The sequence below is a fragment of the Rheinheimera sp. genome (assembly GCF_037442345.1).
GTDB lineage: Bacteria > Pseudomonadota > Gammaproteobacteria > Enterobacterales > Alteromonadaceae > Pararheinheimera.
Map to the genome: position 1 here is coordinate 64228 of NZ_JBBIQL010000002.1, position 22870 is coordinate 87097.

At 52.5% G+C, this 22870-nt stretch carries 18 protein-coding genes; 9 read left to right on the plus strand and 9 right to left on the minus strand.

Annotated features, from left to right (window positions below):
- Positions 1-107: 107 nt before the first annotated feature.
- The 9 genes from WKJ04_RS01390 to WKJ04_RS01430 form a co-directional block, all read right to left on the minus strand.
- Entirely contained in the window at positions 108-1151 is a 1044-nt protein-coding gene (locus WKJ04_RS01390; protein WP_337878781.1) for a hypothetical protein, read from the minus strand.
- Entirely contained in the window at positions 1123-2775 is a 1653-nt protein-coding gene (locus WKJ04_RS01395; protein ID WP_337878782.1) for a methyl-accepting chemotaxis protein, read from the minus strand. The genes WKJ04_RS01390 and WKJ04_RS01395 overlap by 29 nt, the downstream gene beginning before the upstream one ends.
- A 12-nt stretch (positions 2776-2787) precedes the next feature.
- Complete coding sequence (locus WKJ04_RS01400; RefSeq protein ID WP_337878783.1) at positions 2788-3507, minus strand: outer membrane protein OmpK; 720 nt, start codon at positions 3505-3507, stop codon at positions 2788-2790.
- Between the two features lie 218 nt (positions 3508-3725).
- Positions 3726-4043: a hypothetical protein gene (locus WKJ04_RS01405; protein WP_337878784.1), complete on the minus strand. Its 318-nt coding sequence runs from the start codon at positions 4041-4043 to the stop codon at positions 3726-3728.
- Positions 4037-6514, minus strand: a complete 2478-nt coding sequence (locus WKJ04_RS01410) for an EAL domain-containing protein (protein ID WP_337878785.1) — start codon at positions 6512-6514, stop codon at positions 4037-4039. Before WKJ04_RS01410 ends, WKJ04_RS01405 begins: the two co-directional genes overlap by 7 nt.
- A gap of 187 nt (positions 6515-6701) precedes the next feature.
- Positions 6702-7112: a phosphate ABC transporter substrate-binding protein gene (locus WKJ04_RS01415; RefSeq protein WP_337878786.1), complete on the minus strand. Its 411-nt coding sequence runs from the start codon at positions 7110-7112 to the stop codon at positions 6702-6704.
- 8 nt (positions 7113-7120) lie between these two features.
- Positions 7121-8278 carry a hypothetical protein gene (locus WKJ04_RS01420; protein ID WP_337878787.1) on the minus strand — a complete coding sequence of 386 codons (1158 nt, stop codon included), beginning with the start codon at positions 8276-8278 and terminating at the stop codon, positions 7121-7123.
- 85 nt (positions 8279-8363) lie between these two features.
- Positions 8364-9371 carry an LLM class flavin-dependent oxidoreductase gene (locus tag WKJ04_RS01425; RefSeq protein ID WP_337878788.1) on the minus strand — a complete coding sequence of 336 codons (1008 nt, stop codon included), beginning with the start codon at positions 9369-9371 and terminating at the stop codon, positions 8364-8366.
- A 123-nt stretch (positions 9372-9494) separates the two neighbouring features.
- Positions 9495-10433, minus strand: a complete 939-nt coding sequence (locus tag WKJ04_RS01430; protein WP_337878789.1) for a sodium-dependent bicarbonate transport family permease — start codon at positions 10431-10433, stop codon at positions 9495-9497.
- 96 nt (positions 10434-10529) lie between these two features.
- On the opposite strand from WKJ04_RS01430, the gene WKJ04_RS01435 reads away from it, so the two are divergent.
- From WKJ04_RS01435 to WKJ04_RS01475, 9 genes are all read left to right on the plus strand, one after another.
- On the plus strand, positions 10530-11489 hold the full coding sequence (locus WKJ04_RS01435) for a LysR family transcriptional regulator (protein ID WP_337878790.1): 960 nt from the start codon (positions 10530-10532) through the stop codon (positions 11487-11489).
- Positions 11490-11618: 129 nt separating this feature from the next.
- Positions 11619-12881, plus strand: coding sequence for an endonuclease (locus WKJ04_RS01440; RefSeq protein WP_337878791.1), 1263 nt, complete (start codon positions 11619-11621; stop codon positions 12879-12881).
- Between the two features lie 129 nt (positions 12882-13010).
- A complete protein-coding gene (locus WKJ04_RS01445) occupies positions 13011-13889 on the plus strand; it encodes an EamA family transporter (RefSeq protein ID WP_337878792.1) in 879 nt (292 codons plus the stop codon).
- Between the two features lie 142 nt (positions 13890-14031).
- Entirely contained in the window at positions 14032-15108 is a 1077-nt protein-coding gene (gene astE / locus WKJ04_RS01450) for a succinylglutamate desuccinylase (RefSeq protein ID WP_337878793.1), read from the plus strand.
- Positions 15109-15361: 253 nt separating this feature from the next.
- On the plus strand, positions 15362-16546 hold the full coding sequence (locus WKJ04_RS01455; RefSeq protein WP_337840195.1) for a thiamine pyrophosphate-dependent dehydrogenase E1 component subunit alpha: 1185 nt from the start codon (positions 15362-15364) through the stop codon (positions 16544-16546).
- Positions 16546-17523, plus strand: a complete 978-nt coding sequence (locus WKJ04_RS01460) for a transketolase C-terminal domain-containing protein (RefSeq protein ID WP_337878794.1) — start codon at positions 16546-16548, stop codon at positions 17521-17523. The genes WKJ04_RS01455 and WKJ04_RS01460 overlap by 1 nt, the downstream gene beginning before the upstream one ends.
- 11 nt (positions 17524-17534) lie before the next feature.
- Positions 17535-19076: a dihydrolipoyllysine-residue acetyltransferase gene (locus WKJ04_RS01465; protein WP_337878795.1), complete on the plus strand. Its 1542-nt coding sequence runs from the start codon at positions 17535-17537 to the stop codon at positions 19074-19076.
- A 77-nt stretch (positions 19077-19153) separates the two neighbouring features.
- A complete protein-coding gene (locus WKJ04_RS01470) occupies positions 19154-20989 on the plus strand; it encodes a protein kinase (RefSeq protein ID WP_337878796.1) in 1836 nt (611 codons plus the stop codon).
- Positions 20989-22809, plus strand: a complete 1821-nt coding sequence (locus WKJ04_RS01475; protein WP_337878797.1) for a M1 family metallopeptidase — start codon at positions 20989-20991, stop codon at positions 22807-22809. The genes WKJ04_RS01470 and WKJ04_RS01475 overlap by 1 nt, the downstream gene beginning before the upstream one ends.
- Positions 22810-22870 lie beyond the last annotated feature (61 nt).

Genomic DNA, 22870 nt, shown 5'->3' on the forward strand with positions numbered 1-22870 from the left:
TCTGTAACTAAGGAAAAGCTATGGCTATTAGTTCCTCCATTACCAAAGATGGCTGAATGCATTGCAAAAAATAAGTGATAGCCTCCAAAGTATCAAAAATCATCAGACTAAATAGCAATTTCAGCGGCCGGCACTTCCACCCACTCAACGTGGCCACGCTGGTAAATCTTCGTCGACTTCGAATCAGTGTGCGCGGCCCGGGCCTGCGGATCTACGCCAGCTTCTGTGAACAGGTGAATGCTCAGGGCCCGGATCTCGTGGAACGTCGGCCGAGCTGATTTCTCCAACTCTCCATAGAGGTTCAGGTTGTCACGAATAGCTGAAAACTCTTCGCTAATCAGCCGGGATACAACCTGGGTCTCATGAGTGACCAGCTTTGACATTGGTACCCGGGCTGACTTCGGTTTGTGCACCAGGTAAGGCGAAAATAGGCCATCAGATCGGCTGTCGTCCACAATTCGTTTTAGCTCTGGTGTGATTGGGATTGCCACCCGGCTGGCTTCTTTCTTGTGGACCTTCTGGCGGTGGATCTTCATTACGCCGTGCACCATCAAACCGTTCTGCAGTGCAGGTTTGTCGAACCACTCGCAGTCCCGGTACTTAATGCGGGACACTTCCAGAACTGCATGGGTTGTTTGCAGGGCCAGGCGCATTGCGATGGCCAGCCAGTGCGGTGCGGCATCAAGTATTTGTTTGTAGGCCTCGAAAGAGAGGCGCTGTCTGGCTTTGTCTTCAACTGGCTTTGTTTTCTTCAGGTCCGCTGGATTGCTACTCATGGCTGACATGTCGCACAGGTAGTCGAACACCTTTTTCAAGTAGGAAATTTTCCGGTTATACACATTGTTCGATTTACCGGCGCAGAACTCGTTCAGATACGTGTTCACAAGTTGCAGATCGATGGTTTTTGACATCACCGCACCGAACTTGGCCTGCAGCCGTTCAGTGTCTGCCAGAAACGTCCGCCAGGCGTTGTCGCCAAGCTTCTCCTCTTTCCGGACCCGCTCCACGATGATTGGCAGCCAGTACGACAGGGGACGGTTAAACTGATCACCTCTTTCGCTTATGACCAGGTTTGCTTCTAAAAGCAGCTGAGAGTCCTTCTGCTTTGGGTGCTGTGGTTGACTAAATCTTATAACGACAAACCTCGGCATTGAGTTGCACCGACAAATGCATCAGCTCTTTGCTGATTGCGGCAGAGGCCGAGGTGTCGCTTGAGGTTTCTTGAGCAATCACCACAATCTGATGCACATTTTTATTGATCATCTCCGAGACAGTGGTTTGTTCTTCCGCTGCACTGGCGATCTGGTTATTCATATCGTTGATGGTAGACACCGACAGCTGAATTTCCTGCAGGGCAGCATCGACCAGCTCAGCCTGCTGCACAGTGTTCTGGCTGTGTTGTTTGATTTCATTAATGGCTTGCACGGCCTGGTCTGAACCCTGTTGCAACGACACAATCATCTGGTTGATTTCATCGGTGCTTTTGGCGGTGCGGGCGGCCAGAGTCCGCACTTCATCGGCCACCACGGCAAAACCGCGGCCATGCTCACCGGCGCGGGCTGCTTCAATAGCGGCGTTCAGCGCCAGCAGGTTGGTCTGATCGGCAATGGAGCGGATCACATCCAGTACGGCCCCTATATTTCTGGAGTCTTCGCCGACTTTGTCGATCACCGAAACGCCCAGTTGTACCTGCTGCTCCAGACCACCGATCACACTGATGGCTCTGTGCAGTTTGGCGTTGGCTTCGTGCACCTGGCTTTCGGCATGATTCGCCGCCTGAGCGGCCTGGCTGGCACTCTTGGCAACGTCTTCTGCGGTGGCTGACATCTCGTTAATGGCCGTGGCCACCTGATCGCTTTCGCTGTGCTGCTGTGCCACACCCGCTTCAGTTTTTTGCATCAGTGCGGCCAGGTTTTCAGCGGACTGGCCCAGGCTGCGCATTGAGCTTTGTACCTGACCAACCAGGGCAGCCACTTTGCCGGAAAACTGGTTAAAGGCATTGGCCAGAGCGCCTAACTCATGACCGACGGAAGCATCCAGTCGTTTGGTCAGATCGGCCTCGCCTGAGCCGATGTCTTGCATTGCCTGAACCACTCTCAACAGCGGGTTTAAGATGGCTTTGGCAAACAGGGTGCCGATAAAAATAACCAGGGCGACCAAGACCAGGGTGATCAGGGCATTTTGCACTAAACCGGAGTAAATCTGTTGTTCCATCACGGCACGTTGTTGCTCGATCATCTGTTCCAGATCGTCAATATAAAAACCTGTGGCCAGTACCCAATCGTCCAGCAACACGGCTTTCGCCAGCTTAGCTGCAGCCACTGTGCTGCCCGGTTTGGGCCAGTTGTAATTGATGTAATCCCCGCCTTTTTTCGCGGCGGCTATATACTCCTGCACTAAATAGCGGCCTTCCGGCGATTTACTGTCGAAAAAGTTGTTGCCTTCCCGCTCAGGTTTGTCGGCACTGACGATCTGCACACCCTGTTGGTCGTAGACAAAGAAGTAGTTGTTGCCATTTTCATACCTCAGACTGCGCAGAATGGCCTTTTTAGCCGTTTCATCTGAAGCTGAGCTGACGGCAGTGCTGGCCAGTTCCAGCAGGGTATCGAGCTGCTGCTTCCGCTCGTCATACAAAGAGGCGCGCAGGTGGGTGACCCGGTCTTCGGCTTCCTGCTGCGCCGTGACATAGGCTTTGCCTATCAGCACCAATGCCAGGATAAAAACAGGAAAAAAAGCCAATAAAATCAGCTTGGTTTTTAAAGAAACAGCATTCATAACAGCCTCGTTTTAAAAGTGCCACTTCAGCAGCAGGTTCAGATTGTATTCGTCGCTTCGCACTGCGGGTTGATCCCGGACACCGAATTTATTCAGCCACAGCACATATTCAAAACCAAGATAGATTTTGTCCTTAATATTCAGCGGTTTGCTTAAAAGCCATTTAAACTGCGACGTCATATTCAGGTTGGCTCTGTAATGGTCTTTTCCGCTTGCCCAGTCGATAAAACCATCGTACAGAAATTCCTGCTCCCCCAAGGCAAAAGGTAAACCCCAGGTGATGGTGGTTTGCCAGTTGTCACTGCGCCCGTCATTGTGGCGGCGGTACAGATTGACCTGCAGGTATCGGAATAACGGCACATCCAGATTCAGCCCAAGGCCATACAGCAGGTGAGTGGCGCTGTTGGACATTTCCACTGTGGTCGCCACACCAACATCACTGATCAGGCCCCACTTGGTGTCTGCCAGCCCCAATTTGGAAAAGCTCCAGCGCGGAGCCCATTCGGCATAATTGCTTAAATCGCCCTGATCCGGCCGGATATGGTCAAGAAAGAAAAAGCTGTCGCCCCAACTGGTTGCGGCAGCATGTTCAAACGTATAGATATCCCGGTTATTGTCACCCAACCGGTAATGATCGCCACTGAGGTAACTGACTCTGTAATCCTGCCAAATTACAGCAGCCTGAGCGTAGGAACAGCACAACAACACAGCAAGCAAAAGCGTCTTTTTCATAAGCAGGGGAAGTGTGTAAAAGTAGGTGAACTAATACTGGCAGCTAAGCTTGGGAAGTCAACCTAAGTTGTGGATTTAATTGATAAATAATATCTAAAGTGAGTGGTTCTTCGGTTTGTTCCTGAATGGGGTTTTAAAACTTTAATAAAAAGTCGCAGTGGTTTTGCTGATGAGTTAACAGACCACTGAGGCTTGAACTGCACAATAACAAATTCAGCTCAAACTACATCTGACTGCGGGCTGTCGCTGACAAATTGTGCCGGGAATTTCTGTTCGGATTCCATCCAACCTAGTAGTTCATTCAGTGGTGCAGTGCGAGGTTTCAGCTGCTGCAAAAACGTCACTGGCAGATAAAAATGATTGTCAAAAAACACAAAGGGCTGCTGCTTTTGCTGTGCATTTTCCATGACTGTATTTTCAGGACCACACAAGGATGCACTGCAATAAATGCGATTTTTATGGTCCAGGATAAGTCTGGACTGATGCTCTGCGCACCAAAACCTGAATTCGGCTGTTACTGTGATGATGTTCAACATGGCATTTGCTCTGTGTCCACTGCAAATGTGCTTTTCTGATCAGCAAAGCTAAGCCAGGGGGCTGGTTTAGCCAGACCAAACCCCTGGCCGTACTCAACGCCCAATTGTTGTAACAATTCACAACTTTGCGGATCAAGAACATACTCGGCAATCACTTTGCGTTTCATACTTTGGGCCACATTGGCAATGGCTTGCACAACCACCGCATCTGAACTTTCGGCTTTAAGGTGAGAGATAAAGGTGCCGTCGATTTTGACGTAATCGACATTCAATGCCTTGAGTGAACCAAATGACGCCATACCCACACCAAAGTCGTCCAGTGAAAAGATGCAGCCATAAGCTTTGATAACTTTTATAAAGTGCTGGGCCTGTTTAAGATTGCTGATAGCGGCTGTTTCGGTAATTTCAAAACAGAGCCGGTGACCAGCAACACTGGTCTGGGCGAGTGCTGTGTCCAGCCAATCCAAAAACTGTGGATCACACAACGAAATGGCTGAAATATTTACAGCACATTTATGGAGATTTTTTTGATACTCAGGGTGTTTTTCCAGTTCCAGAAGAACATGCTGAATCACCCACTGATCAATGCTTGGCATCAGACCCTGCCGCTCAGCAACAGGTATAAAATCACCGGGGGTCATCAGTGGCCCTTGTTCTGGTTGCAACCGCAATAGAATTTCGATTTGAAAGGCGCTCTGCCCATCCAGGGAAAAAATAGGCTGAGCCCATAATTGAAATAAATTCTGCTGCAGCGCCTGTTGCAACAATGCCAAAACCGCTCGCTCATGGCCCATCTGACTCCATGCTGGGTTATGGTCATTTACCACATAATACTGGTTTCGCCCTGAGTTTTTGGCAACATAACAACCGGCGTCGGCGGCTTTCATAGCTTCCACTGCAGAGACGGTGCTCCGGTTCAGTTCCATGCCCCCTATACTTGCACCAATATGAAAAACCTGTTGCTCAAAGCAAAATTCAAAACCGGCCAGTTTTGCCAGGACCAGATCCAACTTTTTGCACACAAGATTTAATGGTAAATTTCTGATTATAATACAAAATTCATCACCACCTACCCGGGCAAGTGAATCTTCTTTGGCAAGGCAGCTTTGCAACAATGCCGCGACCTGAATCAATAACTCATCGCCTGCCTGGTGACCGCAGCTGTCATTGACCGCTTTGAATCTATCCAGATCGATAAAACACAAACAGGCCTTTTCTCCGGTCCGTACACTGGATTCTAACTCTTCACTGAATGCCAGCCGGTTCAGTAAACCGGTCAGAGCATCGTGTGTGGCTTGGTACTGGATCCGCTCCTGTAAGTTCTGTTCGACCGTGACGTCATGAAGGGTCAGGGCGACGCCACGTTCTGTCCGGACCATCTGGAGCTTGAACCAGTCGCCGTTGAAATCTTTGCCTTTGGTGCGGAGCAGGGCCTGATAAGGCACTTTATGCCAATAAACTTTATGCAGTTGCTGTTCCAAATCAGGCTGACCTAATTTGTGGCAGACAACCCGCACGCTGGTGTAGGACTCTATTAACTTAAGGGGGGAGAAATAATGCCTTGCCATCGCATTGCAACTAAAGAGGACAAACTTGTGCTTGCTGCCAGAGGTACTTTTGACAAACAACAATACCCCATCCAGTGAAGCATCGGCCGCGGACTGATACAGCGACTGGATGTCTTTGACATACAGTTCCCGGTTTAACCAGTTGGACAGCGCCAGGCTGAACACAGTGGCCAGCGCAGAACCAAACAGGAAGATAAAAATGGCGCCTGTCACCGAGACCAAATCACTTTGCACTCTGAGCCTGAATTCATTGTTAAAAAAGCGGACTGTCTGGTCTGCATAAGGCTGCGCCGGTAACAAGTGATTTAAACTGAATACCGTTTGTTGCCGGTCAGAAAACTCTACGGCCAGATGTTGGTACTGTAAATCATTGGTCAGGGTTAACAGCATGCCACGAATATCAATAATGGCGACTACCTTGCCGTGAGGGTGGTTATCGCGCAGTAAAGGCAGAGCGACTGCAACGAAGTACTTTTGATTAAGTCGTATCGTCTGATACAGAGGCTCAGCAACCGTCTGTGTTGGTAATAAGATGGCGAGTACCTGCCCTTTCAGTAATTGCGGATGGTGTTGGCGGATGGACCATTGGATGATGCCAGCTGCGTCAGTAAACAGCAGATTCTCAAAGCCTGGCAGCATTTTGGCCAGTTCTTTGGCTTTGACATTAAACCAGTCATTGGGGTTACTTAATGCCACAGGCCAGCTGTTGCTCAGCGTATGCAGTGCCCTTAGACGGTCGGCAGAAAATATTTCCAGCGAGGTACTCAGTTGCTCCGACAGATTCTGTGCCTTGATTTGGCTGTCTTCAAGTTCCTGAATGTAATAAAAACGGGCAGTCAGGGCAGACAAAAGTACGACAAACATAAAGTTCAGTAAGGGCAGTAATTCCCAAATCCGCCTCATTGACAGCTCCCATAGGTATGACCAGTCTAGGGTACCGACAAATTGTTTCGGTTTTATTTTAAAAAAAAGGGCCACCAATGGGCCCTAAAAAACACAAACAACAGGGAGTTCAGCGACAAGGACACTGAACACCTCTGTAGCCTAATCGAGCACAATGACAGCCAGATGAATCAGGCCGGTCATGTGGCTAAAAACGACCTATGACCCGGACACTGTCGTCCACCAGGCTCTCGTCGGTAAACCCAATAAAAGCGGGTTCCCGGCTGACCAAATCTTTGATTCGTTCAAGGCTGTCTACTTCCAGGGGAGGCTCACCATTGCCGGTAAACAGCATCTTTGCCCAAAGGGCCACATAGCGGCTGTCAGGCAGGCCCAGTACCTGTTCAATGAACACTTCACGAAGCGGATGACGCTCTTTGAGCATCACAGGTTGAGCGCCTGAGCCGCCGGGGAAGGATGTCACTTTACCAAGATAAATCTTTTTCACATCGTCCATGCTGATGGTGGAGCTATTGCTGGCGTTGACAATCACAACATAGTCCGCAAAAGCGGGCAGGGCTGCACATAAGAAAAAGGTGATGACTGCGATAATCTTCATGGTGACTCCTAAAAGGAAAAATCCAGAGCCACGGCAATTGCTGTTGCATCTGTGTCACCATCCTGGTCTTTATCGATAAAAACTGCCGCATCACCTTTGTCACTGAAATCCGTCAGTTCCAGCTTTATTGCTGCTTTGGAGCTGAGGTTATAACGGGTTCCCACACCCACAGAGCTGTAATGATCATCCAGATTAACCGGGTTGCCTATGCTGGTTTGGGTTCCCTTAAAGGAAGAATAAAACAGATAAGGGGTCCAGGGGCCCATGCGGTAAGCCAGAGAGCTGAACCAGGAACTGTAGATGGTGTGGTAGTTGTTCCATTCGGTGATGAAATAGAACGCGCTGTAATCGACGGACAGTGACACATCGATAAAGCGGCTGTCAGTCCATTGGCCGCCATACAGAGGCTCAGAGCGAGACTCCTCGTCAGCGTAAAGCCTGTAGTTTTCTTTCCCGTCCAGGTAGCTGAGCCTCAGGTTGAACCAGTCGATATTGGTATCGACCACCAGACCTTTCAGCTGCTTATACTCTTTGCTGGAACGAATATTCCGTACCCCGGTAAAGTGACCTTGATCATCGTAAAGCTGTTCGGTTTTGTACTGTTCTATGGTGGTCAACAGCTTATTTGGATCGGTATTCTGCTGACCGGCATAGAGTTTGAAGGCGGTAGTGCCAAGCTGCCAATTCATCCTGTGTTGCAGACTGGCACCATGGAAATTGGTAATTGCCAACGAATAGGCATCTGACGGGACTCTCAGCCAGGGATAGGCGATGCCGATATCCATAGCGTCGGAGTAGTGATACACAGGTAAACGCATCCGCCCCAGTTGCAGCCTGCTGTCTGGTGTGAGTTGGTAACTGGCGTAAAACCACTCCAGGTCGGGTTGAAAATCATTCACGCCTCGGGTCATCAGCTGGCCCGTGATACTCAGACTGGATGTGGCTTTGTATCTGCCCTGAATGCCCAGGCGCGATTCCGTCTGAAAATCTACATCATTTTTATACTGTCTTGCCGCCTCCGGTAATCTGGCCCAGTAGCCATCACCTTGCAGGACCGAGCCGCCGACAATGGAACCAAAACCAGATACTGAAAAATCGTCATTGGCATAACTGGCTGGCAGCTGCATGAGCGAAGTCGCAACCAGGCTGACGACCACTTGTTTCATCAAACTATCTCAGAGTAATAAATTCATTAGTTGGCGTGAAATTAAAAGTCTGAGTTGCAACTTCAATGTCAGAATAATGAAGTTTTTATGAAAGCACGGGGTTGGCTGTTTTGTTCTGCAACCCAGCAACTATCCGGTAACTGTGCTGGCATGCACCTGGGTCGTGCATCATGCAGGTGAGCATCAGCTCGTCAGGTTGATGCCGGCCGACAAAATCCTCTATACCTTGTTTGACTGTGGCTGCATCCCCCACCACAGAGCAGGCCAGTGCCTGGTTGACATAGGCTTTTTCATGCGGCAACCAGATGTCGTCCATACTGGCGACCGGTGGCGGTAGCTGGCTGGCCTGACCACGCACCAGGTTGACAAACTGCTGCTGGGCAGAGGTAAACAATAGTTGCGCCTCAGCCGTGCTGTCTGCTGCGTACACATTGAGTGCCAGCATCAGGTATGGTTTGTCCAACTGGGCCGAAGGCCTGAATTCCTGGCGGTATAACGCAGAGGCCTGGGTCATCAGCGCAGGGGAAAAATGAGAGGCAAACGCATAAGGCAAGCCCAGCTGTGCCGCAAGCCTGGCGCCAAACAGGCTGGAGCCCAGGATCCACAAAGGCACATGCAGACCCTGTCCCGGTACCGCCAGCACGTCCTGCCCGGCGGTGGCATTGGCAAAATACCGCTGCAGTTCCTGCACGTCGGCCGGAAACTGCAGATCAGAGTTTGGACTGTGCCGTCGCAGAGCCTGGGCTGTGGTGTGGTCACTGCCTGGCGCCCGGCCCAGACCCAACTCAATCCGGCCTGGATACAGAGTGGCCAGGGTGCCGAATTGTTCAGCTATCACCAATGGCGAATGATTCGGCAGCATAATGCCACCGGCGCCCAGCCTCAGGGTGGAGGTGGCAGCAGCCAGATGGCTGATCAGCAGCGACGTGGCTGCGCTGGCAATACCGGGCATATTGTGGTGTTCGGCCAGCCAGTACCTGTGGTAACCCAGTTGCTCAGCGTGTTGGGCCAGGGCTTTGCTGGCGGCGAAACTGTCAGCAATGCTGTATCCACTGGAAACGGGGGCTAAATCGAGAATGGATAAAGGAATCATCAGAGCTCCAAAAAGCGGCCTGTGAATTTTTGACCGCTTGGTATAAAACTACTGATGCAATGGGGGCCGGCTGCCATCCTTTCAAGAATTCTGCGTTTAATGGCCGCTGACAGCAGAGAAGGGCTACAGCTGTGTACTGAAAGCCTCCACCCAGCCCTGGTAAACATGTACCCCTATCAGCACATTGACCGGGAAGGTAATGCCCAAGGAGGCCAGCATGGCCAGGCCAATATTGGCGTCCGGAACACTGGCCCGCACGGCTGCCGGGGCGGCAATGTAAGAGGCGCTTGCAGCCAGAGTGGTTAACACCAGCAGTGAACCTGAGGGCAGCTGCAGAAGCAATCCCAGGCCTAAACCCACAGCGGCCAGTGCAAAAGGTGCAACAGCGGCAAACAGCATCAGACGCCAATGTGCCCAGGGGAGCGGATGACAGACTTTGGAGGTGCAAAGCCCCATTTCCAGTAAGAACAGTGCCAGCATGGTTTTAAAGCCACCAATCAGCGCCGGCTCAATTGGCGCCAGGCCTTCAGGCCCATACACATAACCAATCAGCACCCCACCACCCAATAACAAAACGCCGCGGCTGGTCAGGGCTTCCCGCCAGATTTGGCTTTGTTTGCCCTGATGGGTCAATGCACCATAAAGCCCCAGCATAATGACGATGGCCGGCAGTTCCAGCATCACCAGGTAGAGTGTGGTTTCAGGCAGCAGCACCAAACCGGATTTCTCCGCCAGTGCCAAAACCACCGCAAAAGTACCGGCACTGACGGAGCCATAATGGGCGGCAATACTGACCGCATCGGCATTGTTCAGCCGGACCAGGTAACGCAGCAGGGGGTAACACAACAAGGGAATGGCAATCCCCATGGCGGCCACACTCAGCAGATCCGGCAGCATGGCCAGGCTGGCCTGCCCATGCAGGGCTAAACCACCTTTTAAACCAAGCACCAGCATCAGCAGAATGGATAAGGTTTCATAAATGGACTGAGGTACTTTCAAATCTGACTTCAACAGACCTGCCAGCAGACCAAAGGCAAAAAACGCAATCACAACATCAGGCATATCACACCCCTTATCAAAACTGGCTGGGCATTTTGCCTGCCTTTGGGTATATTTGATAATTAATTGTTTTGAGGTGTCGCATAGATAATTATCAATATGAATATCCGGCATTTAACCTTCAGATTGTTACAGGTGTACCAGCAGGTGGTGCGCACAGGCTCTGTTTCTGCTGCCGCCAGAGTCTTGCATCTGACCCAGCCGACCGTCTCTTTGCAGCTAAAAAAGCTCACTGAGGAAATTGGCGAAACCTTATTGGAACCCAAGGAAGGCAAACTGGTCCCGACCTTTGCCGGTCAGGCCCTGTTTCAGGCGGCCAGCGATCTGTTCAGCCGTTTTGACGACTTGGCCAATGAACTGGCCGACGCCAGAGGCGGGCAGGCGGGCAGGCTCAGTATTGGCATTGTCACCACGGCCAAATACGTGATGCCGGCTATTCTCGGCGCCTTTGACCGGGCTTATCCCAAGCTGCAGGTGACACTGAATGTGGGGAACAGAGCGCATATTCTGCAGCGTTTTGCCGCACAGGAAGACGACCTCTACCTGTTCAGCCAGCCGCCCAGTGGTGAATTGGTGCAGGCCGGCCGTATTATGAAAAACCCCTTGCAGCTGATTGCACCCATGGACCATTGGGCAGCAGCGCAGCCACAGCCTTTGCAGTTTTCCCAGTTAAAAAATGAGCGGTTTTTAATACGTGAACCTGGTTCTGCCACCCGAATGCAGTTTGAAGCCTGGCTCAGTGGCCAGGGCATTGAGCTGACCCGCACTATGCAAATTGAAAGCAATGAAGCGATCCGGCTTGGGGTGGCGTCGGGGCTGGGGTTGGCCGTGTTGTCGGATTACACCTTAAAACACGCTATGCAAGGTTTGACGCTTATTGACGCTGCGGGCTTTCCGTTGCACAGCCACTGGTATCTGGTGGCGCGTAAAGACAAACGCCTTGGGGCGCCAGCCCAGCGGTTTATTCAGTTTCTCGCCAGTCAGCTGCAGTCTTGTGTCGACCCAAACCAGGTCGTCAGTGATATACAGCAACTGCCTGAGCATTTTGTTTTAACCTGAAAATGTAAAAATAAAGTTTACCAGGTAAGCAAATTGTCATTTTTATTGCCTAGTATAAAGCCGCAGCCAGGGAGGCAGAACAAAATCACCAGGGAGGTACTGGCATAACAACAAAAAATGGGAATAGTGATGAAAACATTTGCTTTACTGGGTCTGGCGCTCTTCAGTGCAGCCAGCTCAGCCAACCTGCTGATCACCGAAGTGCTGTACGACGCACCCACCAATGACAACACCGAAGAATTTGTCGAGCTGTACAACACCAGCTGTAGCAGCATCAATTTGCAGGGGTACAGCCTGCAGGATAATGGCGGCAGCTTTGCGTTATCCGGTACAGTTCCAGCACGCAGTTACTTTTTGGTTGCCAAAAACACCAGTGCTTTTCAGTCCTTGTTTGGCGTCAGTCCACAGCAATCCGGCATGACATTGGCCTTTGGCAACAGTGGCGATTATGTGCGGCTTAAAAATGGCAGCACTGAAGTGGATGCAGTGGGTTGGGAAGGCGGTTTGTCCGGCTGGAACCTGAATGCGGTCGATAAATCCATCAGCCGAACCAGCAGCACCGACAGCAATTCGCCAGCCGATTGGTCCGTGTCTGCAAGCACAGGCAACCCGGGCTCTGGTGTATTCAGCACTGACTGCGGCGGGGGCGGAGAACCCGGTGGAGACCCTGTCAATGAAGCTGAGTATTATGCAGCCGCCGCCGGCAAAAGCGGCAGCCAGCTGAAATCGGCGTTAAACGGCATTTTACGGGGGCACCTGCGGCTCAGTTATGCGGAAGTCTGGACGGCACTGGAATACACAGACGAAGATCCGGCCAACAGCAACAATGTAATTCTGCTGTACACAGGCCGCTCTCAGGCCAAGAGCTTCCGCGCTGGTGCCAGCAATTCGCAGGATGCCTGGAACCGGGAACACGTCTGGGCGAAAAGCCATGGTTTTCCCAATGAAAGCCAATACGCGTACACCGATATTCACCATTTAAGGCCAGCCGATGTATCGGTGAATTCAACCCGCGGCAATAAAGACTTCGACGTCGGCGGCACAGAAATAGGCGAAGCGCCAGGCAATAAAACCGACAGCGACAGTTTTGAACCGCGCAATGCGGTAAAAGGCGATGTGGCCCGCATGATGTTTTATATGGACGTGCGTTATGAAGGTGGCGACGACAGCGGGGTGACTGATCTGGTACTGCGCAACTATGCACCAACAGGCAGCAGCGCGCCAGAAATGGGCAAACTCTGCGTGTTATTGCAGTGGCATTTGCAGGACCCGGTGGATGCCACTGAAACCCGCCGCAACAACCGCATTTACGAACGCCAGCAAAACCGCAACCCCTTTATCGATAACCCGCAATGGGCTCAATCGATTTATGGTGCCGCCTGCGGTCTGTAACCAGAGTGAAAAGCCGAGGACCCAACAAAGCCCACTGAGTGGGCTTTTTTCTGCTTTGATTCTGTCGCCACTTGTGACGGGTTCTTTCTGCGGGCATTATGGTTTTTTTTTGCGCGTCTGGACTTCTGTATGTCTTTATGGATCCCTTTTACCTTGTTGGCGGCGCTGATGCAGGCTATCCGCAATGCGCTGCAAAAGACGTTATCGACACAAACCTCGGTACTGGGCGCCACGCTGGCGCGATTTCTGTTTGCCAGCCCGCTGGCGCTGCTCTACCTGCTGGGGTTGTATCAATGGCAACCTTATGACTGGCCAGAAATCTCGGCTGCCACTGTCGCTTATGTGCTGGGGGCGGCAGTGATGCAAATTCTGGCGACTGCACTGATGGTCAAACTCTTCACCTGGAAGAACTATGCAATAGGGGTGGGGCTGGCAAAAAGCGAAGCGGTGTTGGCCGCGTTGCTTGGTGTGCTGTGCTGGCAGCTCGAGATGAGTATGACTGGCTGGTGTGGTGTTGCGCTTGGTGGTGTAGCGGTATTTTTGCTGGCAGGGGCCAGCAAAACCAAAGCACTGAGCTGGCCTGTGCTTGGTCTGGGGCTGGGCTCGGGCCTTGCGTTTGCACTGGCCGGGCTTTGGGTGCGTGACGCTGCGCTGTCGACGGGCCTGGTGTTTTTGCCTGCTGCGGCCTGGGTATTGCTGGCGGTGATCCTGACCCAAAGCCTGTTGCTGGGAGCTTGGGTACTGCTGAAGGAGCCTGCAACCTTGGTTACCTTGTGGCGCTATCGGCGCTTAACCTTTCTCAGCAGTCTCACCAGTGCACTGGGCTCATTGGGTTGGTTTACCGCGATGAGTCTGCACAGTGTGGCTTATGTCAAAACGCTGGGACAGGTGGAAGTTTTATTCAGCCTGCTGATTTCAACCCTGGTGCTTAAAGAGCGGCTGAAAGCCGGGGACCTGGCCGGTTTGGTAATGGTGGTGGCAGCCGCTGTGCTGGTGATGTGGGCCTGATCAAGTCCATGCCCTCAGCCTTTTTGCTGTCAGCGCAGTTGCGATCAGCGTATTTGCCGTTACACTAGGGCCGGTTTAAGCGCCTGCATTGCACAACCCAGCAGATTACAAAAAGGCGCAGCCAGAATGGAGCCTCAGTACCATGTCGTTAATTTCTGCCGGACAAGCATCAACCCAACTTCAGGCGACCGCCGATTTTCTTGCCCTGACCCGTGAGCAGCCAGACCAGTTGCCCGCTTTCGAATTTCAGCTGCCCAATGGCACCCGCATTGCCGTCTGGCATACAGGAGTGTTAGTGGCAGAGCCTGCAGAACCCGGGGCGCAAGACATCGTATTGTCCTCTGGTATCCATGGCAATGAGACGGCTCCGATCGAACTATGCAATGCGATACTGCGTGATGTGTTGCAACAAAAGCTGCAGCTGACCGAGCGGGTGCTGTTTTTATTGGGTAACCCCTGGGCTATCAATGCCGGGGTGCGGGAAATTGAAGATAATTTAAACCGGCTGTTTTCCGGCCATCACAGCCAGGCGGGTGGTCCCAACAACGAAGGTGGGCAGAGTAAAGAACGGGAACGGGCCAGGCTGCTGGAAGAGAGCGTGCTTACGTTTTATCAGCAGGCCCCGTCCGGTCAGCGTGTACGCAAGCTGTACGACTTACACACCGCCATTCGTGGCTCGCGTTTTGAAAAGTTTGCGGTCTATCCGTTTTTGCATGGCAAAAACTGGAGCAAAACTGAACTGCAATTTCTCAAAAGCTGTGGCATTGACACCTTCTTGCTGATGCAAAGCCCGGCCAGCACCTTCAGTTATTTTGCGGCGCAAAGCTGTCAGGCCCATGGCTTTACGCTGGAACTTGGCAAAGTGCGGCCTTTTGGGCAGAACGATTTAAGCCGCTTCAGTGCCGCCGATAGCGCGCTGCGGGCTCTTATCAGTGGTCAGCCGCTGCAGTTTCCTGAGTTTACCGAAGCCGACTTTAACTTTTACGAAGTACGCCGCGCCATCAACAAACAAACCGACGCGTTCAGGTTGTGTTTTGCAGACAGCATCGAAAACTTTACCACTTTCCCGGTTGGCACTGTGCTGGCTGAAGATGCAGGCGTGCAATACCAGGTTGAAGTCGAAGGCGAAGCGGTGATTTTCCCTAACCCGAAAGTCGCTGTGGGGCAGCGGGCCATGTTGCTGGTGAAGCCGGTATCTGTGGCCGGCAAAGTTGGCTGACGGCGAAAAAAAACGCAATCAGTACAAAATGCCATACAGCAAGCAGCCTTCAGGGCTGCTTTTCTGTGCACTCTTGGTTGCAATGCAGTTTACGTAAAGGTAAAGTTGCGGCCGTTTACTTGAAATAGAAAGAACTAAAGAAGGTCGGTTCAGGCCTCAAATTGTCAGGGCTCCGGGGGCAATCCAAGCGTTCGCGTTTTGTGTTGTACTCTGGGTGACCATCGTCTGACGGAAACAACCAAAAGAGACACCTATGACGAACCCGAATAATGCCACCATATCCACGGTGCACAGTGCTGGCTTTACCAGCGGCTATGCGTTAGAAATTCCCACCCTGCGAGTGCTCAAAGATGATGGCACTGTCTATGAAGGCGCAACCCTGCCTGAACTGAGCAAAGAGCAGGCGCTGAAAATGTACGACACCATGCAGTTTATCCGTGTGCTGGACGAACGTATGCTGGCGGCACAACGTCAGGGCCGTATCAGCTTTTATATGCAGTGTCTGGGCGAAGAAGCGGCCACCATCGGCAGCGCCGCCGCTTTGCATGACCAGGACATGATCATGGCGCAGTACCGTGAGCAGGGGGCATTGCGTTACCGGGGTTTTAGTCTGGAACAGTTTATGAACCAGCTGTTCTCCAATGAAAAAGACCTGGGCAAAGGGCGCCAGATGCCGGTGCATTATGGCAGTAAAGACATTTATTACATGACCATTTCATCGCCGCTGGGCACACAAATCCCGCAGGCAGCCGGTTATGCTTACGCGCAAAAGCTGCGTGGTTTGCCTAACATCACCTTGTGTTATTTTGGCGAAGGGGCCGCCTCAGAAGGCGATTTCCACGCCGGTCTGAATATGGCGGCGGTGCACAATGCACCGGTGATTTTCTTCTGCCGTAACAATGGTTACGCCATTTCAACCCCGGCCAATGAGCAATTTAAAGGCGATGGTATTGCCTGCCGTGCTGTGGGCTATGGCATGAAGTCCATCCGGGTTGATGGCGCCGACATTATGGCGGTGTACCAGGCGACCAAAATGGCCCGTGACTATGCGCTGGCACACAACGAACCTGTGTTGATTGAATCTATGGCTTACCGGCTGGGCGCACACTCCTCATCAGACGACCCAAGCGGTTATCGTTCGAAAGAAGAAGAAGAACTGTGGCGCAAAAACGATCCGGTCTCGCGTTTCCGTCTGTGGCTGGTGAAACAGGGCTGGCTGGATGAAGAGGCCGACAAAGCCAAACTGGACTTATTGCGTCAGGAAATTCTTGATGCGCTGAAAGTGGCTGAAAAAGTTGCCAAACCAGGTATTGAACACCTGATGTCAGACGTTTATGCCGAGCCTATTCCACTGCTGAACGAACAACTCGAAGAACTCAAAGCTCATATCAGAAAATACCCGGATGCCTATCCGGTGACGGCGGGGAGATTAGACTAATGGCCAAAATGAATATGCTGCAGGCGATTAACAACGCGCTGGATTTAGCGATGGCCAAAGACGACGCCGTGGTCTGTTTTGGTGAAGACGTGGGCTATTTTGGTGGGGTGTTCCGAGCCACCAGCAAACTGCAGGAAAAATACGGCAAAGCCCGTTGTTTTAATACGCCTTTGACTGAACAGGGCATTGCCGGTTTTGCCAATGGCATGGCGGCGCAGGGCATGAAACCTGTCGCTGAAATTCAGTTTGCCGATTATATTTTCCCGGCTTTTGACCAACTGGTGAACGAAACCGCTAAATTCCGTTACCGCTCAGGCAATGAATTTAACGTCGGTGGCCTGGTTATTCGCAGCCCCTACGGCGGTGGTATCGCCGGTGGCCATTACCACAGCCAGTCGCCAGAAGCCTACTTTGCCCACACGCCAGGCCTGAAAATTGTGGTGCCGCGTGATCCGGCTCAGGCCAAAGGTTTATTGCTGGCGGCTATTAACTGCCCGGATCCGGTGATTTTCTTTGAACCTAAGAAACTCTACCGCGCTTCGGTCGGTGAAGTGCCGGAAGACTACTACGAGCTGCCAATTGGCCAGGCCGAAGTGGTGAAAGAAGGCAAAGACGTCACTGTGCTTGCCTGGGGCGCCCAGATGGAAATTATCCAGAAAGCGGTGGAAATGGCCGAAGCCGATGGCATCAGCTGTGAAGTGATTGACCTTCGCAGCATTCAGCCCTGGGATGCCGATACGGTGGCGGCCTCAGTGCTGAAAACCGGCCGTCTGGTGATTAACCATGAAGCACCGCTGACCGGTGGTTTTGCCGCAGAAATCGCTTCGACCATTCAGAAGCGGTGTTTCCTGCACCTGGAAAGCCCGATTGAACGGGTTTGTGGTCTGGATACGCCATACCCGCTGGCGCTGGAAAAAGAATACGTGGCCGACCACCTGAAAACTTACGAAGCCATTAAACGTTCGTACCATTTCTGAGGGCAGGACTGATGAAAAAAGATTTTATTCTGCCGGATATTGGTGAAGGCATTGTTGAATGCGAAGTGGTGGAATGGCTGATTAAAGAAGGCGATACCATCAAAGAAGACCAGCCGGTCTGTGATGTGATGACCGACAAGGCGCTGGTGCAAATCCCGGCTGTGTATGACGGTGTGGTCACTAAGCTGTATTACCAGAAAGGTGATATCGCCAAGGTGCATGCACCGCTGTTTGAAATGCAGCTGGCCGGCACTGCGCCTGCCGTTGCCGCTGTGGCGGCGCCGCACGCTCAGGCGGCGGTTTCTGGCACAGTGCTGGAAGACTTTATCCTGCCGGATATCGGCGAGGGCATAGTGGAATGTGAAATCGTTGACTGGCTGGTGAAAGAAGGCGATGTGTTGGCGGAAGATCAGCCGGTCTGTGACGTAATGACGGACAAAGCCCTGGTGCAAATTCCGGCCAAACATGCGGGCAAAGTGGTGAAACTGTATTACGCCAAAGGCGAAATTGCTAAGGTGCACAGCCCGCTGTTTCAGCAGCAAATTGCCGGTGCGATCCCCGCAGCTACAGCGTCCACACCTGTGCAGACTGCTGCTTGCCCTCTGGCCACCAAAGCTCCAACGGCAACACCGGCCAGCTTTGTCTCTTCAGGCAAAGCGGTGGCGAGCCCAGCCGTGCGGCGTTTAGCACGGGAACTGGGTGTCGATTTAACCCAGGTGCCAGGCTCGGGCGACAAAGGCCGGGTTTACAAGCAGGATGTACAGGCCTTTGCCTCAGGCGCAGCAGCTCCTGTCCAGGCAGCCGCTGTGGTGGCAGTTGCCACACCGGCCTCCAGTGCAACCGCCGGTGGCAGCCGCAAAGAACCGATTAAAGGTGTGAAAGCGGCGATGGCACGGCAGATGATGGAATCGGTGTCGACCATTCCGCATTTTACGTACTGCGAAGAAATCGACCTGACCGACCTGATTGCGCTGCGCCTGCAGCTGAAAGATCAGTACGCCAAACAAGGCGTGAAGCTGACGATGATGCCGTTTTTTATGAAGGCCATGTCGCTGGCTTTGCAGCAGTTCCCGATTTTAAACAGCCAGGTCAACGCCGACTGTACCGAACTGACGTATTTTGATGACCACAACATTGGCATTGCGGTGGATTCCAAAGTCGGTCTGCTGGTGCCGAATATCAAAGGCTGTCAGGAGAAGTCCATTCTGCAGATTGCCACTGAACTGACCAAACTGACCGAAGCGGCACGCGAAGGTCGTGTCAGCCCGGCCGATTTAAAAGGCGGCACCATCACCATTTCCAATATTGGTGCCATTGGCGGCACTGTGGCGACCCCCATTATCAATAAACCGGAAGTGGCCATTGTGGCGCTGGGCAAAACCCAGCAACTGCCGCGTTTTAATGCCAAAGGCGAAGTGGAAGCCCGTTCCCTGATGCAAATCAGCTGGTCAGGCGATCACCGCGTGATTGATGGGGGCACCATTGCCCGTTTCACCAATTTGTGGAAGAGCTACCTGGAGCAACCGGCTTCGATGTTACTGAGTCTGCGTTAAGCGCTGGCTTCCATACGGTATTTTTGTTAAAACCCTGCCATTGCAGGGTTTTTTATTGCGCCAGAGCACAGCATTCGATGGAAAAACATCAGTTACGGAATTTTTATATACCGGAAGAACAGTCGGTTTATCTGCTCAACGCCAATGACGCGAAAAAGTTAAAGGACTGGGTGGCGCTTTGTATGTCGGAGCTGGAAAAACTCGGTTACCGCCAGATCGAACTGGTTGGCAAAGGGGCGTACGGCTTTGTATTCGCCGGGCTGGACAGCAAAGACAGCCAGGTGGTGTTTAAATTCAGCCGGGTAAATTTACCACCTCATATTCAGGAGCGGCTGGCCGATGAAGCCTATATGCTGTCGCAGCTGCAGCACCCGAATGTACCGCCCTACCTGACCTATCAGTTGGTGAAAAAGCAGGGCATTCTGATGATGGGCCGTGCCAAAGGCATGGACCTGGAACACTACAGTCTGCGTCATGGTCGCTTGCCGGTGCGTTTATTGCTCAATATTGCGGCTCAGCTGGCCAGCCTGTTGCAGGTGCTGCGGTCGCATCAAAAAGACGGCGAGCCTGCGCCTTTGGTGCATGGCGATGTGAAACCGTCCAATATTGTCTATGACGAAAGCACAGGTCAAATCAGCCTGGTCGACTGGGGCTCGTCGGTGTTTGCCCAGCTGGATGCCCAGGGGCAGTACATCAGCAACAATGTGATGCAGCTGATGTCCTCCGATTTACAGACCACCAATGCGCGTTTGGGCGATGTGTATTTTATCGGACCGGAACAGCGCAGCGGCGCCTTATCCAGCCCACGTTTTGATGAACAGGGTGTGGCCAGCACTTTGTATGCGCTGGCGTCCGGCCAGTCCTGTCGTTTTGGCCGTAAGGCTATTCCGGCGCGTAGCCTCGGCTTACCGGTGGAGTTTGCCACCTTGCTTGACAGCCTGCTGGCCGACGACCCGCAATTAAGGGCGCAGGCTGGCGATTATTTTCTGCAGCGCATGCCACAACTGAAACAGCTGGTCACGCCAGACTTGCCTTTGCTGCCCACCAAAGCAGAGCTTCCGGTGCGGGTGGAGGTGAAAAAGGCGGAGCTGGATACAGTGGTGTACTCCTCCCGCAAGTCCTTCCTGCGTGAACACAGTGATGAAGAAGGCATTCAGTATGTCGACGATGTGCAGCTGGAGCGTTACTACAAAAATTACCTTGAAGGCATGGGCGAAACGGAAAAAGCCTTTGTGGCGGCTGTCAGTCGTTTGGGCCGTTACCCGGTCACAGGGGGCCTCGCCATTCATTGGCGGGCGGACGGGGTCTTTATTGATTCAAGCCTGAACCTGTTTGACGACAGCCTGCAGCAGGCCTTTGCGGTAGCGGTGAACAATATGGTGCAGCTGGCCAGGGCCATTGCCAAAGTGGGCGTGTTTAAGGCCTGTTTGTTTGATGCGCGCCAGACCATCCACCTGGCCAGAGACCAAATGGATCAGGCCTTTGTGGTGCCGGCCGGTACCAGAATTCAGTATCAGGTAGGACAGAGCCTGCCAGATGAACCCAGTGCGCAGCACAGTTATTTTGAAGATGGCAAAGATCCGGATGAACAACTGGTGTTGCCAGATGCCATTATGGCGGACCTGGCGGCATTGAACCTGATCCGTCACACCGGCTGTATTATTTTTGAAGTGACGGCCTTTTATATGAAAATACACAACTATTTTCGTTTGCTCGACCCGGGCAAAGAACAGGAGTTTGCGTCGTTGCTGGCCGATATTCTGGCCAAAGTGCCGCTGATCCAGGGCGAAGGGGTTGGTGGTTTTATGAAACTGCCACACAAAGAAACCCGCCGTTTCAGTCATCAGGCCCAGCAACAGGTCTGTTATTATCCGGCCAATCCGCTGGCCTATATGCAACCCGGAGTTGAGTGATGCGTTTGCTTGTTGTTGTCTTGATATTTTTCACTGCTGCAGTGAAAGCCGACCCCCATAGTTTCAGTAATTCAGATTTGGTCTCCCATCCACACCTGAATCTGGATCTGACCGCCGACTTTGCCAAAAAACAACTGTCTGGTTTTGTGGAGCTGGAGCTGGAATGGCATCATCCGGATACACGTGAACTGGTACTGGACAGCCGCGATTTAACCATTGGGCGCGTTATGGGGCAAACAAGGGAGGGAAGCTGGCAGCTGTTGCCGTATCAGTTTGGCGCCAAACAGGCCGACCACGGCCAGGCGCTGATTATTGCCTGCCAGCAGCAATACAACAAAGTGCGGGTCTATTACCAGACCAGCCCAAATGCATCAGGCCTGCAGTGGCTCAGCGCAGAACAGACCACAGAAAAGCAGCAGCCCTTCCTGTTCAGCCAGTCGCAGTCCATTCATGCGCGCAGCTGGATCCCCTTGCAGGACACACCGGCACGTCGGCTGACCTTCAGCGCCCGTATCCATACACCCAAGTCATTGCTCGCTGTGATGGGGGCGGACAACAGTGCCAATACTGAACGGGACGGGGATTACCAGTTTAAGATGCCTCAGCCAATCCCGGCTTATCTGATTGCGCTGGCGGTCGGCGACTTGCAGTTTAAAGCCATGTCGGACCGCACCGGGGTCTATGCGGAAGCCGCCTGGCTGGACAAAGCTGTCGCCGAGTTTGCCGACACCGAACAGATGATGCAGGTGGCAGGGCGGATGTACGGAGATTATGCCTGGGGCCGTTACGACATTCTGGTGTTACCAGCCAGCTTTCCGTTTGGGGGCATGGAAAATCCGCGGTTGTCTTTTATTACGCCGACCGTCATTGCTGGCGATAAAAGCCTGGTCAGCCTGATTGCCCATGAGCTGGCGCATTCCTGGTCGGGCAATCTGGTGACCAATGCCAGCTGGCACGAGCTCTGGCTCAATGAAGGGTTCACCAATTATGTAGAAAACCGCATTATGGCCGCCGTCTTTGGTGAAGACCGGGCTTTGCTCGAGCGCCAGCTGGCGGTGCAGGAACTGCAGGCTGAATTAGCGGAACTGGACCCGGCAGACACCCGACTGGTGACCGATTACACAGGGCGGGATCCGGATGAAGCCTTTACTCAGGTGCCTTATGTCAAAGGCATGTTGCTGCTGCAGTTTCTTGAGCAGCGTTTTGGCCGTGAAAAATTCGATGCCTTTTTAAAACACTATTTCGCCAACTTTGCTTTTCAAAGCATGAACACCGAGCGCTTTTTGCGCTATTTACGCCAAACCTTGTTGCAGGAGCCAGACACCGTCAGCTTCGGTGAAGTGCTGGAGTGGCTGAACCAGCCAGGTCTTGCCAGTACCTTTGTGGCGCCTCAATCCGATGCCTTTGCAAAGGTCGATCAGCAAACCCGCCGTTGGCAAGAAAGTGGCGAGCTGGACAAATTGCTGACAGAGGACTGGTCTATTCACCAATGGTTACATTTTATTCATCAGCTGTCTGCTAGTGTCCGCCCTGAGCAACTGGCGGCGCTGGATCAGAAATTTGGTCTGAGTCAGAGCCAGAATGCCGAGATTGCCTCCGCCTGGTTTAAGCAGGCCATCAGCCGCAATTACCAGCAGGCATTGCCGCATATCAAAACTTTTTTATTGCAGGTTGGGCGGCGCAAATTTGTGGTGCCTTTGTATCAACAACTGGCCGCTATGCCGGGTGGTAAAGCCATGGCGCTTGAGATCTACCAGCAAGCCAAGGGCGGCTATCACCCACTCACTCAGGTGGCCGTCGAGCGGGTACTGAAGCTCTGATTTCAGGTCAGGTTCAGTCAGCGCCTGCCAGACTGAACCTGACGAACTGAAGGAGAATACC